13 protein-coding genes and 1 pseudogene are annotated in these 17713 nt (G+C 45.6%); 7 read left to right on the top strand and 7 right to left on the bottom strand.

Annotated features, from left to right (window positions below):
* Positions 1-82: 82 nt before the first annotated feature.
* Positions 83-349, bottom strand: coding sequence for a hypothetical protein (locus ABWV76_RS21745; RefSeq protein WP_353377269.1), 267 nt, complete (start codon positions 347-349; stop codon positions 83-85).
* 853 nt (positions 350-1202) lie between these two features.
* Here ABWV76_RS21745 and ABWV76_RS21740 point away from each other — a divergent pair.
* The 4 genes and pseudogenes from ABWV76_RS21740 to ABWV76_RS21725 form a co-directional block, all read left to right on the top strand.
* Positions 1203-1976: a tyrosine-type recombinase/integrase gene (locus tag ABWV76_RS21740; protein ID WP_353377268.1), complete on the top strand. Its 774-nt coding sequence runs from the start codon at positions 1203-1205 to the stop codon at positions 1974-1976.
* A gap of 206 nt (positions 1977-2182) precedes the next feature.
* On the top strand, positions 2183-3487 hold the full coding sequence (locus ABWV76_RS21735; RefSeq protein ID WP_353377267.1) for a hypothetical protein: 1305 nt from the start codon (positions 2183-2185) through the stop codon (positions 3485-3487).
* Complete coding sequence (locus tag ABWV76_RS21730) at positions 3484-5073, top strand: amidohydrolase family protein (RefSeq protein ID WP_353377266.1); 1590 nt, start codon at positions 3484-3486, stop codon at positions 5071-5073. The genes ABWV76_RS21735 and ABWV76_RS21730 overlap by 4 nt, the downstream gene beginning before the upstream one ends.
* Positions 5074-5126: 53 nt before the next feature.
* Positions 5127-5249, top strand: a pseudogene (locus ABWV76_RS21725) (IS3 family transposase); the annotation flags it as partial.
* A gap of 218 nt (positions 5250-5467) precedes the next feature.
* Here the strand turns inward: ABWV76_RS21725 and ABWV76_RS21720 are convergent.
* Genes ABWV76_RS21720 through ABWV76_RS21705 form a run of 4 tightly spaced genes read right to left on the bottom strand, consistent with a single transcriptional unit; the run spans position 5468 to position 12239 of the window.
* Complete coding sequence (locus tag ABWV76_RS21720) at positions 5468-6010, bottom strand: hypothetical protein (protein WP_353377265.1); 543 nt, start codon at positions 6008-6010, stop codon at positions 5468-5470.
* Between the two features lie 40 nt (positions 6011-6050).
* Positions 6051-6491: a restriction endonuclease gene (locus ABWV76_RS21715; RefSeq protein WP_353377264.1), complete on the bottom strand. Its 441-nt coding sequence runs from the start codon at positions 6489-6491 to the stop codon at positions 6051-6053.
* Positions 6492-6540: 49 nt separating this feature from the next.
* A complete protein-coding gene (gene hyoA / locus ABWV76_RS21710; RefSeq protein ID WP_353377263.1) occupies positions 6541-10896 on the bottom strand; it encodes an NACHT domain-containing antiphage protein HyoA in 4356 nt (1451 codons plus the stop codon).
* The gene (locus tag ABWV76_RS21705) at positions 10896-12239 is read right to left on the bottom strand and encodes an AlbA family DNA-binding domain-containing protein (RefSeq protein ID WP_353377262.1); all 1344 of its coding nucleotides are present in this window, start codon (positions 12237-12239) and stop codon (positions 10896-10898) included. Before ABWV76_RS21705 ends, hyoA begins: the two co-directional genes overlap by 1 nt.
* Positions 12240-13116: 877 nt before the next feature.
* Here ABWV76_RS21705 and ABWV76_RS21700 point away from each other — a divergent pair.
* From ABWV76_RS21700 to ABWV76_RS21690, 3 genes are all read left to right on the top strand, one after another.
* On the top strand, positions 13117-13824 hold the full coding sequence (locus ABWV76_RS21700; protein WP_353377261.1) for a GlxA family transcriptional regulator: 708 nt from the start codon (positions 13117-13119) through the stop codon (positions 13822-13824).
* 277 nt (positions 13825-14101) lie between these two features.
* The gene (locus ABWV76_RS21695) at positions 14102-15115 is read left to right on the top strand and encodes a cytochrome-c peroxidase (RefSeq protein ID WP_353377260.1); all 1014 of its coding nucleotides are present in this window, start codon (positions 14102-14104) and stop codon (positions 15113-15115) included.
* 654 nt (positions 15116-15769) lie between these two features.
* Complete coding sequence (locus tag ABWV76_RS21690; protein ID WP_282953529.1) at positions 15770-15946, top strand: hypothetical protein; 177 nt, start codon at positions 15770-15772, stop codon at positions 15944-15946.
* Between the two features lie 333 nt (positions 15947-16279).
* Here the strand turns inward: ABWV76_RS21690 and ABWV76_RS21685 are convergent, their stop codons facing one another.
* Together ABWV76_RS21685 and ABWV76_RS21680 are read right to left on the bottom strand one after the other, a co-directional pair.
* Positions 16280-17287, bottom strand: coding sequence for a hypothetical protein (locus tag ABWV76_RS21685; RefSeq protein ID WP_353377259.1), 1008 nt, complete (start codon positions 17285-17287; stop codon positions 16280-16282).
* Positions 17288-17468: 181 nt separating this feature from the next.
* A partial coding sequence (locus ABWV76_RS21680) for a PAAR domain-containing protein (RefSeq protein ID WP_353377258.1) occupies positions 17469-17713 on the bottom strand: 245 nt, incomplete at its 5' end.

Below are 17713 nucleotides of genomic sequence, written 5' to 3'. Positions count from 1 at the left end.
ATGAGTTCAACAAGCTTCAATTTGCAGGTTTGCGAAGTAATGTCTAACACTGCCTGGAAGAAAAATAACGCATAGCAATGCGTCACATTTCCTCAATATCCATTTGTGCTTCCTGATCAACCGCCTTCCTAACCAGGGAAGGCCTAGCGATTCTGTGCAGTGCCTGAATCCTTACCATCCTCGTAATTGAATAGCTTTTCGGATAGCGCGCGGCCTCTTCCCTAACCCATGCGCGGCACTCTGCCTCCTCTTTAAAATCGCAAAGCATTAGTGCATATAAATCTTCGTCGATGCTGACACTGGTTGAGATTTCGTCCTTGGTTTTTACCGGAATTATTACGGAAGCCATTTGTATCTCCTTATAAATATTTATAGGTAGAGTGTATATAAATATTTATAAGGTGGCAATATAAATATTTATATTTGTTGTTTTTAGGTCTTTAAAATAAGGGTTTTTCGAAGGGGGTGGGAGGTTAAAGACTGGCGTGGAATTCTCTTGTATAAATTTTTATAGCACTTAAAATAAATATATATAGTTAGTTCCTATCAGGTTGACGGGCTTAGTTGATTATCACAAATATCGGAATTAACGCAACCCATTGATCCCCTCACGTTTTCAATTTTGGACGTCCAACTAAAGTACTTAATTTTTGCCAACTAAAACACTTAATTTCCAACTAAAACACTTAATTTCCAACTAAAACACTTAATTTCCAACTAAAACACTTAATTGTGTGTCCATCTACTCTAGTTCCGACCGAGTAATCTCCATTTTTTGTTCCTGTGTTCTAAGTTTCCACGCTCCAGGGTCATAGCGTTCCAAGGTTGCAGCGCTCTTAGGTGACAGGATTCCAGGATTCCAGGATTCCAGGATTCCAGGATTCCAGGTGTTTTCTCATACAATCATCGGAGCGCATCAAAGCCTTTTCCTAAGATCAAATTACTCACGCAATTCTGAAAAACATTTGGACAAGTGGGCCGAAAGAACCGTGCTAATAGGTGTATAAGTGAATCTACCTATAAATGCACTGGCAACTTCACGTGGATGAAGCTGATCAAAAAAGCGCCTATAAGCTAAGTACACTTATGGCTTTCGTTCGAACAGCCACTTATAGATCTAGCATTTAAGCTAGATACCCTGCCATAATCCGTTAAAATATCATTATTACGGATTATATTTTACCCCTGCTCTGAGGTATTCCATGCCCAAATCCGGCCAAGCTCGCGTCCCTACACGAGAACAACAAAATAACCTCTTCCAAGTGATCCAGGGTCGCCGCCACCCAGAAAAGAACACGGCCATCATGCAGGTAAGCTTTAAACTGGGGCTACGTGCTCAGGAGATTGCTCTTCTACAAGTGAAGGAAGTTGCCAAACTTAATTCCATGGGCACTGAACTCAAATTGTTGGAAGTGATGAGCCTACCTGCAGCCTATACCAAGGGTGCAGATGCCATGGGGCGCTCCAAAAGCCACTACCAACGCAAAACAATTAGCTTTGATATCGAGAGTTTTGACAAAGTGGTTCGGCAAATTGAAGCTTTAGCAAAATCTGGCGCTGACGTTAACCCTGAAAACTTTTACCCGCCAGTTAAGCACCATAAAGGGAAATCGCGGGATCTCCCCATGGTCGATCTGGACCTCCGCAATGCTCTTATTCGGTATTTGAACTTACGGCTTGGTAAGGGGGAAAGACTAAAGCCCTCTTCCCCTCTCTTTATCACCCAAAAAGGTGGCCCCTACTCTCCTAATACACTCCAAGAGCACATGGCTTTGATGCTGCGCGATTGGGCTGGCATAGAAAAAGCCAGCTCACACAGTGGTCGGCGATCACTAATCACTAATGTGATTCATAAACAGAAAAAATCAGTCAAAATAGCTCAAAAAATTGCTGGACACGTTAACCCATCTACAACATTGATCTATGAGGACCCTCCGGAAGAGATTCTTGAAGAAGCTTTGGGTGATTTGGAATAGAACTAATTGTCCGCGGTTAAATAATTTAAGCAGGATGATTATAATATTTTTTTTAACGTAAATTTTAACACCCAACTATGGTCAAGCATAAAGATCTATTACTCCAGAATTAACTGTATAACCCGTAAGGACTGGGATGTTGCTACAATAGTTTGATCTTCCAACCATTAAGTTTTGTAAGGAAATCACTCTCCAAGGATAGGAACATGATCAAGTCTAAACTCCCTACTGAAGTAGAGCTCATCTACGAAGTTATGCCCTGCAATGCTATGCGCACCGCGCAAGAGCCTTCGGGGAAGAAACATGCCTGTACTTATTTCCGCAAGTGGGGTAATTACCACAGCTACGACTATAAAGAAGACGGACCGCCCGCCCAGCCGGGAATTGAACAACCATCACAATACGTCGGGCTGGCCCCGCTCACGCCGGAGGTGCTCAGTGGGTGCCGAAAATCGCCCATAATGGCAATTGGCATCAATCCAAACTTGCCTGGCTTTTTCAGCTCGCGTAAGAATTCAGTTTACCCACTCTTTGACGATTATAAGCAGTTCGCGCATTACTTTCGTTACCGCAGCACGGACAAGCTTGAGATTCCCGACGAGAAGTTCGATCAATACGACATAGCCTCGGAGGAGCGGCCACCAGATTTGCGGACCGACCTCAACGTGCCCCAACAGGACGGCGAACGTACTGTACCGCTGCAAAAGCAGCCGGTCACGTTTTACAACCAGCTTCAGAGTATGCTGGATGATATGGCTAAACGCATGGACTGGGCCGATCACAAACTCAGTGTGGGGGAGGACTTAGCGTACATAAACATGGTGGCATGTCCATCAGCCGTGTGGATGACCCGCCCGAGGAATCGTTACCCTGATGACCTCGTGATGAGTAATGAAGAAACAAAGGGCATAGTTCATGAATGCTTCCATCATCGGCAATACTTTCTGCGCCAATTCTTCCAGAGCCTACCAAAGATAATTGTGGTTATAAGTGGAACCACCGCGCGGGCCTTTATTTCTGAGATGAAAGACCGCTTCATAATGGGTGACCCACAAGTTGGAGAGAGCATCAATGACCTGCTCGACCGTAAACATGTGCTCAAGTACGGAGAGCTACCTGACGGAGAAGAATTAACCGCTCGTGTAATTTTTTCACACCACATTACCGGCAATGCTAGCTCGTTTGGCAAAGTGCGTGAGAAGGTACTCAATCAAATGGTGGAGGAGGCCCAGCTTGGAAACGTCATTTTAAATGAAACCACCGGCCACCTGCTGCGCCCCAAAGGGGGATGTGTATTTTGCCCGATGATGGAGGTTGGGGTGTGTGACTATGAAAATGAACTCGTGCCCCTAAGCGATCACATGAGCCTTACGGCCGATTCTCCTGTCGGAATGTTAATGGAGGAGAAGCGCGCCCAAATGGAATTCATACAATTCCAACGCGAAGGAGAGAGTGATCTCGCTTGGACGGAAGACGATGAGGATTTTCAAACACTGGACGAAACACCATGAGTCAACACAAACCATACTTGCTTGGCGGGCGCATCGTAACAATGACCGTAGAGCATTCTGTAATCCCCAATGGCTACATTCTCATCGAAGACGGCACCATCGCCCGCATTTACGAACGTGCTGAAGACATCATCGAGGCGCACCAAAAATATCGTGTAATCGAAACACATGGCAGTATTTACCCTGGGATGATCGATCTGCACAATCACTTTGTATACAACGTATTGCCCCTGTGGGTCGTACCAGCGAGCTACGAAAACCGATCGCAATGGCCACGCCATTCCGAATATCGGTCGGGGGTTCGGCTGCCCATTAAAACAGTGATTGGGAAGTACAGTCCATCCGCAAAAGCGTTGGTGCGTTATGTTGAGACCAAGGCACTATTGGGGGGTACCACTACCGGGCAAGGTATACGTACCCGCGTTAAAGGTGGCAGCAAGTTGTTTATTGGTGCCATGCGAAACGTTGAAGAGCCGCTCAATGACAACCTGCGTCCTGCAGGCACCCGCGTACCTGACCTCCATGTAGGGGGGGCCACAGCTCAAGAGCGCATCGACAGTTTCCGCAGATTGCTCAACCGCCCGGGCCAGGGAGCCTATTTCTACCATCTCAGCGAAGGCATTGATGAGGCCGCCCGCCAACACTTTTTTAATCTCAAGGATCACGATCTTATCAACCAAAACCTAGTTGGAATTCACTGTCTGGGATTGGCTGCTCAGGACCTGAAATACCTGACAGAAAAGGGTGCCAAAGTCGTGTGGTCGCCATTCAGCAACCAACTGCTTTATGGCAGGACCATAGACCTCAACTCCCTCAAAGAATCGGGGGTGAAATTCAGCATCGGGTGCGATTGGACTCCCACCGGTAGCAAGAACCTATTACAGGAACTCAAGGTGGCTGCTCATGCCAACAGCGAACAGGGTAGCCCTTTCAGTAGTTATGACCTTGTGCATGCCGTCACCGCAGGCGCTGCGCACGTCACTGGCTGGGCCGACCAGCTCGGAACCATCGAAGAGGGGAAACTGGCTGACCTGCTCATCGTTAGAGACAAAAAGCCCGATGCTTATTTAAACTTGATTGCTGCTACGGAGCCTGATGTGGAACTTGTGGTCGTAGCTGGTGTTCCTAGATACGGCAACAGGACTTTTATGCATGCCTGGCACGAAACTGCAATGGCGCTATTGGAAGATATCGAGATCTCAGGCCAAACAAAGGCACTGTTTCTGCATGCGCCCACTTCTGAGATCAACGATGTGAGTTTTGCAGCTGCTTGTGAAACCCTTGAAGAAGTGATGAGTGATCTCTATGGTTACGTCGACAAAATGGACCAGGAGAGTAGCCTCCTCTTAGCCTTTGGCGAAGATCCTTCCCCCGAGTTCAGCATTGAACTGGACAATGAGTTTGACTTAGACGGGGATATATTCCGTGAAGAAGAACACGCACTACTGGCCGATGTGCCAATGGTACCCTTTGTTGACTTGGATTCCCCAATCGTTGAGGGAGCTAATTACTGGCAGCGTATCGAGAGTCAAAAGAATATACCAGATTCCTTAAGGGACTGGCTGAAAGCCTGTTACGTTATTTAGCCCAGATATGTCCCTAAAAGAATTACGAAAGCTAAATGACCGCTTACGACGCAATAGAGGCAGAGTGGAGTGGAGAGACGCCTGCAACTAAAGCGCTTACCACTGAACAGCAAGAAATTCAGGAGCTTGAAACCCGCATCAATCACCTGGAAAGGGAGAAAGAGATACTAAAAAGGCTATCGCTCTCTTGATGTCCGGCGAGATGATACGCAGTAGTTGTTACGGTGCTGTATCGTCATCGGGCTTTCACGATCCTTCCCCGCAGCCTGTATACACACCTGCTTGATGGCTACCCGGATTGCCCTCGCATGTATCTGCTCTATTGCCTCGCTGATCAGCTATTCCAGCTTGGGTCCTGGCTTCAGCTCGATCCCAACACCAACCATATTCCCAACTATTCCTTGCTGGCTAAGAGCTTACTCCGGCGCAAAGCGTTCTTCTTTCGCGTCGCCAGAGAAACCGTCACATTATTGGCTTTACATTGCTGGAATTTGAAACCAATCGCAGGCGTGTGCGGTAGCTCGGTTATCATGGGTTTACCACAGAAATGGCATTTAACAGTCCTTCCATGATTATCCACTTGCTTTCCAAAATCCTGCTTACCAACACCTGGTTTATGTTGTGGCTCCTGGACCGACTTATTTATAATGGATTCTCTTTCCTGGTGAAAGGCTTTGATCAACTTTTCCGTATTTTCTACGAGTAGCCGGCGCTCTTCCTCTGTCAACTTTCGCGAGCAATCTCCGGTGTAAACCGCCTCACTTGAAAGCTGACCTTTATACAATATACCGTAACATTTAGAGCCCAAAACCAGGATGGATCTATCATCTTCTTCAATAACGTGAATACGCTTATATACAGGTCTATTACACTCCTCTGCACAGCACCGAATAGATTGTCTTTTCTCAACCTCTACGATCGCCAGAAGTCTAGCCATGATTTTTTTCCCATATTACTACTTAATCCTTGTTAGCTGGCTAACACCATTCGCGTTTTGCCTTCTCAAAAAACTTACTTTTAACTACGCTGATATGCTTAACTTTTACGTCTCTTTCTATCATAATCCCCCCAGTACAGATGAAAAAGTGGACTCCAACATCAGATTTCTCAAGACTGGCGGTTAATGCTACCTTTGCGACTTCTTTCGCCAACAGGGGAAGCCCTAGGCTAGCCTTTTGTCGTTTACATTGGATGCAGAGCTTTCTGTTTGTATTTACCGCCACTCCGTAGACATCGAACCCCCCATCGCCGCTTCCTGCTGGTTGGCCGTCAATCCGCAATTCTTGATACGACTGAATGGCAACAAAACACGCGAAAACGCACTTTTCAAAGTCATTAGCAGACAGCTTATCGAAAGGTACAGTCTTCGTTTCATACAGAGGGGGGGTATTTTTGGATGGATTGTGTGTTTCAATCATTTGTTATATCTATTTTTTCTTTAGTGCATAGGCTAACTGATCAGTTATTTTAAAACGGAATCATTGCTGGAGATTGAGGGAATTTTAAATCTGATTTAATGGCCCTTATCGTGAGATCTACTACGATGACTTCAATCGAAGTAACATTAGGAAATTCGTGAGAAATACTCTTCCAGTGGTTTGTAAGTGCGATCTGTAACCCTGACACCTCTACTCGATTACCATCAATTTCCCATCGACGCCCCGGATTAGAGCCTTTCCAAATTAATAGATAAACTCCACAGCCGGCCATCTCTTCTCGTAGGTAATCACCTGCTAGCTGGTTACGAAGGCGCTCGCAAAGGTACGGTCCAGACCAACCTTTATCCAGCAACTTTAACTCAATAGGTACTGGCGATAGTACATTAGGATGTTGCAACCAGATATCCGGCCGCTGTTCGTTAGCCAATGGGTTTTCTTGAGCACAGGTATAACGCCCCTGCGCATGTCCATTTATCCAATAAGCGACTATTTTACGCATCTCCGTTTCATCGCTGGCTTTTTGATAGGTTGCATAAAGGCTATCATTCCCCTGCTCCAGCCAATCTTTGAAGTCGTTGAGATGTAACACTCCAAGATCAAAAAGCTGTCGATGCGTAGCAGGCTCTCTCTCCATTAGTGAGGAAAAGTCATAGATCTGCCCACTAGTCCAAGGAAGATCATCCGCATCTTGTTCTGCACGGCGCCTCGCTTGCTTAAGCATCCACGCACGATGGCTTTCTACCGGATGAGACTGAGACAAATCCAGTAGAGCACTATAGGTCTCCTTACCTGGAATCTCTGTCAGAAGGTTAAGCATCTGGCTACGGGCATCTTGAGCATCATCTCGTAAGCCAGGTGAATAAACGCCCCCTCCTGCCCGATCAATATCATCTTCTACGCGGATGTATTGGTGCATCAGAACGTAAAGCTCAGTAAGGTAAGGTACAGTCTTAAATTTTTGAGCAAATGCCCAACCAACCCGCCCTCTCCTGCTACCTAGAAGTTGTACAACAAACCGTTGCGCAGCTAATGTTGCTGCATCAGGTTCCATGCCTCCAAGCCAAGAATTGACCGCAGCAATACCAGTTTCAGGATCAGTATCCACCCATAGGGCATACCATTTGGCAAAGTCTTCTGCGCTATCGCTAGCAGTCACTCTTGATTGAGCGAAAGAGGTCAACCATTCGAGGGGAACTTGTTCGGTATCCAAGATATGAAAGCAGTGGCGCAACACCTCCCAATCTGAATCGGGATTTTCTTCAATCCATTGCTGGAGAAGAGGTGTTAACTGACCGTGGAGCCAAGGCGCATGGTATACAGTGTCCTGTAGGATATAGTGCATCGGATTATCAACGCGTGTATTGACCAGCTCCCAATGGAGTTCTTGCCAGACGGCTTCGAGAACCTGCTCTGGGTAAGCCTTATGCATGGTTTCAAGCCAACTAGGAAACCCATTGAATTCTCGCGTCAGATAACGCAATGCCAGGGAAGCTTCGGCTTTGCTCAAATTGGAAGGAAAGTTGTCCACCTCCCTGCTTTCATATTCCAGGCCCAACATAGCAAAGATCAGCGAGTAAGGCTTAGATGAGATGTCAGCACCTTCAGATCCAAGCTCAGGCTTGTACAGCCGCCAATGGTTGATTGCAGAGTCTCGAAACGCACGGGCTACATCTACACCAAACTCATCGACCAGCGAATGCCAATTTGAATCTTTAGCACGAGAGGTTCTCAACCCCTCTCCATAAACCTCAAGAAATAACCAGTACTGATCGTTTGTCCACTCCCCTGGAGGAACGTCTGGTGGGTTTCGTACTACCTCGGGATTAGCACGTAGTCCTTCAATCCATTGAGCTCTTTTCAGCTCTCGTTCAACTCCTTCCTTCTTATATTGCCGTTCTCGCTCTAGATGTTCTCGCTCCCACTTATCATGAGCTTCATTTACCGGCGGATTAAGCAGCTTCTGTAGATTAGCCGCTAAGGCCTTCTCACCTACTACCACTTCCTCAAGTTGACTTTTCCATTCAGCAGGCCGATCAGACTGCACATAGATTCGAAACGCCAATGAAAGTGCAATCAGCTGATCATCTTCAAACTGCTTGGTTGTGATAAACTCTAAAACACGGACAAAACTGCCCGCTTCAAATTGCCAATAATGCCCACGCCAAAGTACTTCCCACACATCTGTAAGTCGCTTGTCTTTTTCAGTAAGTTTTACTCTTGCTTCTTCAATACTTCGCCAAAAGTAGGCATCGTTGAATGCTTTCCATGCGGGTATCAACTCGTGGAGCTTATCTTTGTATTCATTGATTTGTTCTCCAGCCCAATCGCGAATAGCCGGTATTTTTAGGAGTATCTCAATGACATCTTTGTCAAAGCACGCATCAGCGCGATCTGAGATTAGGCGCTCTATGACTTGAATAGCGGGCCCTATCAACCAGCTAAACTCCGTGGACACACGGCACTCACGGCGCTGGTGATGAGGAGCTCGGCTCAGGAGTTCATTGAAGCCAACACACAACTTTGCCAACAATGGCTCACTTTCTTGAGAACTGAGCCCTGAGAACTTATCGATGAATGTATGAATGGCTCGGTCCAAACCCGATGTTTCGTATTTCTCATAGGGAGGTAATTTATCAAGGGAGCCCAACAATAAATCTACAGTTGTATCGTCAACGACCGCTTCCTCTGCCAACTCGACGAGTAGTCTGCGAGGAATGACCTCCGGCTTGGTATTAACAGACAGCCACAGCGATACGAGTTCTTCCCTTGAGCCAACCGTCGCCACCGCCCGTATAGAAGCTATTCGTGGGTTAATATTTCTGTTTGAGTCTACAGCTATCGAAATTAAAGGCTCGATGCAATTTTCCATATCACCCTGCCAGACGAGTCTTCCCAGAAAGAAAATCGCATCGTCGTTGGCACTATGCTCTGTGATAAGACGCAGAACATCATCAGATAGGTCTTTCTGGGCAATTCGTGCTATCGCCCCATTGTAACGAGCACCACGATCATCTTTGTCAGCAACAATTCGGCTGACGATATCGTTGAGAATTTGCTGTCTGATGGTCAGCGGTAAATAAGCGGCATCGCCACCTTCGACGGCGATCTCTGGGTGTATCGAAAGCGCTCGTTCTCGTATAGCATCATCAAAGAGAATTAACCATGGGAGAATGGGTCGAAATCGCGGGACAACGACTTGTTCCCCGTATCGCTCCTGAAAAAGAAGTGATTCGATCTTTCGTCGGGAGTTACCTGTTTGCAGTAGGTGGTGGAGCCATTCAGCCGCCAGCAGCTCACGGATATCCCTGTGCCGAAAACGCACCGCACCATAAAGGATGTCATTAAAGATGCCTCGCTCAAGTAGCTTTCGCACATCGTTTGGGTTTTCCCAGTCAGCCAAAACTATTTCAGCATCAATGCCCGTTTTCTCGTGGACAATATCCGGCACCAAAATACCAGCCTCATTGGACAGGGTAACCGCAGCGGCCAATCGACAAGCTCCATCACGTGCTCGCTCTTTATTGAGAGGTTGACGCTCTTTTCGATCAGGATCGATCTCAGTCAGTCGAATGCCCACCATGTGCTGTAACGATTGCAGACGACCTCCCAGCTCTCTATCTGACCGCCACTTGGACAGCAATGCCCCAAGGTCAAAGGGCCTGGATGCCATTTCCATCAAGTTAGCACGCTGGATATCAACGATTAGTTGTTCAATATCAGGAGTAGCTTGGTGTCGAGCGAAGAAACGGATGTCATCAACATCCAATGCTTTCAGCCTGTAAATTCTGACCGGGCTTTCTTCTTTCTCATTATTTTCCGACGAAGCATCTTCTACCTCTTGTTTCGGCTCCTTTTTCAGTGCCTCAAAAGGTAGGTGCCGTTCAACCAACTCCGTATCGCTTTTAAAACGCCACGCATAAGGGCGACTGGTGATAATAATATGTGCGCGATACATCGCCGGGCGAATACGTTTTGCAAAACGTTTGATCGCTTTTTCAAATGCCCTTGGATTGTCCAACCTAGCTTCGTCTACAGAATCCAAGAAAAACCAAGCTTCATCAACGGAGGCAAGCCACTCCTCAAATTGTTCTGATGTACCGACTTCAAATGCCTCATCAAAATCCGCATCGATATCCTCAATGCGGATGAAAAAGCTGGGGCGGCCCTCTTCATCCCCTCGCTGCGCTCTGTTTTTCGCTTCATGGGTTTTTCCTGCGCCTGCATCGGCGAGCACAATCACTCGATACTCAGACTCTAAGTCAGTCCAAATTTTTGGATACTTCTGAGCCCCGTAGGCTTCACGCCAACCATCTTCAAACTCACTATCTTTATTGGGAGTAACCAGCGAAAATTTTCGCGCTAGCGGTACATTGGTATCAACCATTAGTAAGCTCCCCACTCAGAACCAACATCGGCTGCCAACAATTCTCGTCCAAGCACATCCCGCGCTACAGGAAAGGCCTGCATTTCCGTCGGCGTCATCTTCGGGGAAGAGGCTCCGCGTCGAATATAAGCTTTTTTCGTGGCCAGTAGATAATTTAGGCCATTGGCTTTATGAACATCTACGACTAACACAAACAATTTGTTGTGCTCTATTAAATAGGTATCGAAACACTGATTTTTGTTCAGTGATTCCTGTAAGCGTTTCACGATCGCTTTTTGGTAAGACTCGGCATTTTCTGTATCCGATTTCCCCTGGTAGTGCTTTTGACACCCCTCATTGATGCCAATAATACGGGTTTCATCGTCAACGCCGATAAACAGCTTTCCTCCTTGGTGATTCGAAAGCGCGCACACCGTTTTATCTATGTCCCAAGCTTTGGCGTTCTTTTTGGTGACAAGATCTATATAGGCTTTAAACTCGCAATGTTCACTCTCCCCTGCTGAGATAATGCCCAGTAGCTTTTCCAAGTCCGTATTATTAGATTCAGCTCCGTATCGATGTTCCCATTCGGTTGAAGAACAGTAGTCAAGAATTTCATTAGTCTGCGTCACCAGCCATAGCTCCACATCCATGGCCTTCTCCGGCTCAAAGCCGTACTTCTCCAGCGGGCTCGTTAAAGCAACAGGCTCATCGTCAATAGCCCCTACCACGGACAACGTATCGCTCACATTGGTGTGAAAGCAAATATCTTGAGCGGACATTATCAGACGACCTCGCCGATCAGGGATATCAATACACAACTCGCCTTTTCTGCCATCACTGGAGCCATGGAACTTACCCAGCCCGAGAAATTCCGTTATCCGCTCAAAGGCCGATATGTGGAATGGCATGCCATGGGCCACCAACTTACTATCGTGGCAATGTACATCGGAACATACACGGGCAGAAAAGCGTCGCTTAGGGAATTGCCCATCATGGGCGTGACTCGGAATCAGATTCTCTGTCCAATTCGGGCTTGATTCACGCTTGCCAAACAAGGGAATGCCGGAGAGAGGCACATCGACGTTCTCATCAAGACTGCTCATGAGCTCAGCCAAGGTAAATCCACTAATTGACTGGCAAATAAACTGGTATTCAGGGTATCGATATTGGCAGGATTTAACCTCGGGCTGGATCGTGCTGTCATCCAGGGTAATAACAGCCTGCAGCATGGACCATTGGTTATTCGTCTTGGTGTAGACACCTCGAAACACACCAGAAACATTCTTATTTAGATTAGAAAACTGGGCAATACGCTCGCTCAGCTCAGGTTTCCCTAAATTATTAATTTGTGTTAAAGACATAGTTCAGCTGCTAAGAATATTTTTACACTCTATGTATCAAGGGATGTAGATGTATAACAACGCCAGTAGTAACGACGGACTTTATTGTGCCTAATGAAAGTCCACCCCTTCCAAAAAATGCGCCCCATCGTCGGTCAGCACATTAGTGTAAATGTCTGTACTGTCCACCGATTTGTGCCTCAACAACTGACATGCGTAATTCAACGGCCGTCCGTGTAACAACAAATGAATCGCAAAGGGGCGCCCCCTACTCGCTACACCAAGGCGTGAATGTGTCGATTGACCGTTTGCCGACACATCGGAAAAACCCGCTCGACCTTTTTGAAGTGTCCCGCGTATAAAGGATTATGGCGAAAACAAAATCAACCACCCCATCAAAATATTTTTTTATTTTATCGTTTTTCATCTCTACTACCAAAACCATTAATCTTAGATACAGCTAAAGATTTAACTTTATTTCTCTACAGGTTGAGTATTAAACTATGCTTGGCAGGCACCATCAAGGAATTCTTAACTAACTTACTCTCCTTTAATTCTTTTCCTGCCAAGATGGTTCGGGAGAAGTAATTTTTGATCTAGTTATTGTTTACAATAGAAATATTTACACCTCAAAGTATACAGTTTATTAGCATGCTAATTTCCAGAAGCATATCCCTCCATAATCTGCTAGCTCTTAGCTATTTTGTAACTATTACTTAGGGTACCCTCCCGCATAAAATTGAAGAGGATTATCTTCTTAATCGTACCACAGCTGTTATTACCGAGGCATGCTACACCACAGGTACTTGCTAATAAGCAAAACTTCTTCAACCTAATTACCTCTGCTTGATCAGGACTCACCAGTGTATTTCGTCCTCTTTGCTGAATTTATGTCCTGTTGATAGTATTCCACAAACCACCGCAATCTCCGCACAAGGAGGGGGCCGTAACCTGTTCCACTTGTGCAGGGGCTTTTATGTTGGCCGACGCAGGACTATTTGATGGACGCCAGGCGACCACTCACTGGCGACTGGCCGATGCCTTTAAGCAGAAGTTCCCGGATATAGAGCTGAATATCGATTCTATCCTGATTGCAGACCCGGATGTTGTCACCGCAGGAGGTGTAATGTCTTGGATTGACCTTGGGTTACATCTGGTCGGACGATACATGCCTCCCCATATAGTGATGGAGTTGGGACGTTTCCTGTTGGTGGATACGGGAACCCGTTACCAAAGTTATTACCGCAGTTTTCTACCTCCTGTAGATCATGGTGATAAAGCAATTTTAAAAGTACAGCAGCAAATTCACCGGGATTATCAACAACCAATTTCTGTTGCAGATATGGCTCAACTCGTCAACCTGGGCGAGCGTACCTTTCTACGAAGATTTCACAAGGTTACCGGCTATAGACCCGCCGAATATCTTCAACAGCAACGTCTGCAAAAAGCTCGCGAACTATTGGAAACAGGCACATTGCAAGTCGAACAGATCGCTTGGCAAGTGGGATATGAGGATGTCAGCGCATTCCGGAAAATGTTTCACAAACAGACCGGCCTCTCCCCTAGGGAGTATCGACAGAGATTTTCAGGTGGCTATAAAATGTAATTCTCCGAAAAGGCGAACTAGGAGTGCTAATTGGGAAAGTAACCAATTTCACTAAAGAGATGGATCAAAGAGATTCTTGTTAAGCCCGGTAGCTTGATAATCTGAATAATATTCGAAAAGTATTTTGTGAACAATTCTGGATATTCTAAAAATCAACAAATTTTTTGTTAAATCATGGTATCAGCTGAACGAGCTACCCTATATAGTGGCACCGCCTAACTTTGATTTAAAGTAGGTTAGTTTTCATTGTTTTTTGAGAAGTGGGAGAGATACCAAAGTGATTAAGAAAATATTTTTGAAAAGAGATCTAAAGCTTCCAATCATTGGCGGCTTGATAGCGGCAGCAAGCTTGCTATCAACAACGGCAACGGCCGAAGTTGATATAAATCAATTACGTCAACAATCAAAAATTATGTTCGGCACTCTCTCAGAAACTATGCCAGGCAGTGAGAATGACACCCCAGCTATGGTTGAGCTTGGAAAAACACTGTTCATGGACAAACGGCTTTCAGTCAATGATAGCCAATCCTGTAACAGCTGCCATCAAGTAGGGAACTACAACGGCTCGGGCGTTGACAATGAAACGACATCACCGGGAGCTTTACCTGGTACCAAGGGTGATCGAAACTCTCCAACGGTCTGGAATTCAGGATTCCAGATGGCTCAATTTTGGGATGGTCGCGCAGAGGACCTGAAGGAACAGGCTAAAGGTCCAATTCTAAACCCTGTAGAGATGGGAATGCCTTCAGAAGAGTCTGTTGAGACAAAGATTTCAAAAATTGCCGAATATCAAGAAAGTTTCAAACACGCCTTTGGTAAAGAAAATGCTATCTCTTACGACAATATTGCTCAGGCCATAGCTGCATTTGAGCGCACCCTGATTACGAATGATCGGTTTGATGATTTTATGAGTGGCGATGATCAGGCTATGACAAAAAGTGAGTTAAAGGGCTTGCAAACCTTTATCAACACTGGTTGTTCAGCATGCCACAATGGTGCAACCTTGGGTGGAAACATGTACCAGAAGATGGGGCTAGTCAACCAATATCCACACCAAGAAGATTTAGGTCGTTATAAAGTTACAGGCCTTGAAAAAGATAAAATGATGTTTAAAGTTCCAATGCTACGCGATGTAAGCAGAAGCGCTCCTTACTTCCACGACGGGCGTGTAGAAACCATTGAGCAGGCAATTTACGATATGGCTTGGTACCAATTGGGACAGAAATTAAGCACACAACAAGTAGATGATATTGCAACTTTCCTAAACGCTTTAGAACATCAAGCTCATTAAGCTATTTCCCACCCTTCGGGGTGGGCCCCTTTCGCTCTATTTAATTTTGGCTAGGCTCGCGGATTTCAAATCACTAGCTCATTGATAACTTATAATCATTCAGCCTTGCCTTTGTGTATCAGCCATATTCAGAGATAGCCTGCTAGCAGGCTAAACAGTTTCCTGATTGCTAACCAGCTGATAATGTATAGTGCTCTAACAATATCTATACCAAGTCGGAAAACTGAAATCCATAGGGAGATGTACAGTTTTCAGCTACCGATTTGCGGCAGCTCCATTGAATTACTGTTCACTACCTGAGTATTCAGTCGCCAGATGTCTTTATCCAGGATTATGGGCACGAACAATTACGATACTTACTCAAGAGGCATTTGATTTAGCTAGTGAAAAGATAACGCGAGATGGTTTTGAGGATGATGCGAAAGTTCTCCTGGCCACATCGACTCATTGGCTTCGTCATACTGGTGCCTCAATGGATGCAGAAAGTAGAGATCTTAAAGACCTATCGGCAGACCTAGGACATGGGAAACTGTGTACTACTGATAAAGAATATGTTCACACCGATGATAAAAAGCGTGCAGTTTCAGGGAGAACGAGGCGAGTTTGAAAATAAATTATGCATCAATAGATTGCAATTAATAGAAAAATAGTATTTTGAACAATGATGTATTGGTCGTCGACGCGCGCTATCACTTGATCTTCCCCCAGACAACTGCAACAAGTCGAGCCCTAATGATGATCGCGGCCAACAGCGGATTGCTTGAGGCCGTTGTGATGGTACTCAGTAATGCAGCGCTTCCATTCTGGGTTGAGCTTCTCGCGGCCAGATAGGAAGTGGTTTTATATCTCATCGATAAAGACATCATTGCCTGACGTCTCCCAAATACTTTGCTTCTGTAGGCCCGCCCTCTTCTCAATATCGAGCTCCTCATTATGATATACGCAGATTGAGAATCTGTTCTAGCATAATGCGGGGGATGCTGGTTAGTTCTGCAAACTTATTGTGATTGATACCTTCGATATTGGTAACTACCCGTCGTCCTTTTTAGGGTACGCTTGGAATTCTGGGCACAGTTCACTTAAATACGGGCTAGGATATCCTATTGCAGTAAAGGAAATTCTTCAATGATTTAAAATTAAGTGAACTGTCCCCCGGATTTTTCTTTATTGGTTAAGCAAGCTCGGATGTATTTTTCGATTACCCAAAATATTTCCTACAACTTTCCCAACTTCTTGCTCAGTGGGAAGTTGTGCTACGTCATACGCGAACCATGCCAGTGAGTCTGCATTATTCACCGCATTCATCACACCAATTTCTTGCATTTTTCTAGCCGCATTATCTTGTCCACGTAACATTTTTAATGCCTCTTGCTCAACGATTTTGAATACTTCATCACTAGACTTGTCCTTATGAATATTAAGATATAAAGGACCAAGTTTACCGATTTCTTCATCTAATTTATCCACAATGCTTCCATCATCCTTGAAGTACTCATGATCCACTGTATCCGCGAATTTATGTGTCCCCTCGTGTATCAGAGTGACGGTGCAGTATATATCACCTTTTGGCCAAATTTTTTTGAAATTCAAATGGACGGGGTGATAGTGAGGCTTCATATAGCCCCCTCCATTGAGTTTTCCCCCCAACATCGAGATTAAGCTGTTGCCCCCTTGCCATTGCGCTTTCTTCATCTTATATGTTTTTGAAATATAATTGGGCACGCTTTCAAAAATGTCCACCCACACAAAACCCGCCATATTATCCGTGGGGTCCCCCCAACCTATTTTCTTCATGACAGAAGTCTGAAGTTTTGCCACGATGGGCATCTGTTCCCTGTCTGCAAGCTCCACCCCCTTTTTCAAACCCGCCTGAGTTCTATTTAACCGAGAAATTATCGCGTTTAAACAAGGGATGTATTTTTCTGATGAACTATCTGCGGGAAGGCCGAAGTAGTAAGAAAGTAAATTATGAAATGTACCTGGAACCTTATCAGGGGTAACAAGAGCTGTGGCGCATACTTTCATCGCCCGATTCAGAATTGCCTGTGCTTCATCCAGCCAATATCCACATGATTTTTTTACTTTCGTTTGAAAGAGGGCCGATGCATCATCCTCGACCAACACGGAAAAGCTAACCCCATGCTTAATGCTGCGACTAATTAGTTTTGCCATGACGATTCTCCTATGATCCCTTATTTTTAGGTAATAACTGTAATTGGTTCACACAGCGAGTAGATCATCTCGCTGCCCTATAAATAATATATTCGGCTTTATTTCACCCCTGCTTGCTCTTGGTCGACGGTTTAATCGGTTCATAATAAATACACCTTGATAAGCAATGATGACGTGAAACTTAACCGCCAATCAAAACTGTCGGACATCCGATTACAATCTTGCCGCCATGGCCAGTTGTATCTCCCATGCGGGCAGCAGGCTTCTTTTGCAGCAGTACGGTAGTGCTGCCCATAGCCACAGTATCTGGTGGTCCTACACAGGTACAGGCACTGCCAACCGTAGCTGAGGGCATTCCGCCGATAATGACCGTTGGAGCACCTGGGCTGAGGATCGGCCCGCCGACGTGAGGTACAGTACCTGTCA

It is taken from the genome of Microbulbifer sp. NBRC 101763 (genome assembly GCF_040371615.1).
Lineage (GTDB): Bacteria > Pseudomonadota > Gammaproteobacteria > Pseudomonadales > Cellvibrionaceae > Microbulbifer > Microbulbifer variabilis.
The sequence above is the reverse complement of the archived record's forward strand: the minus strand, read 5'-3'. Positions and strand labels throughout refer to the sequence as shown.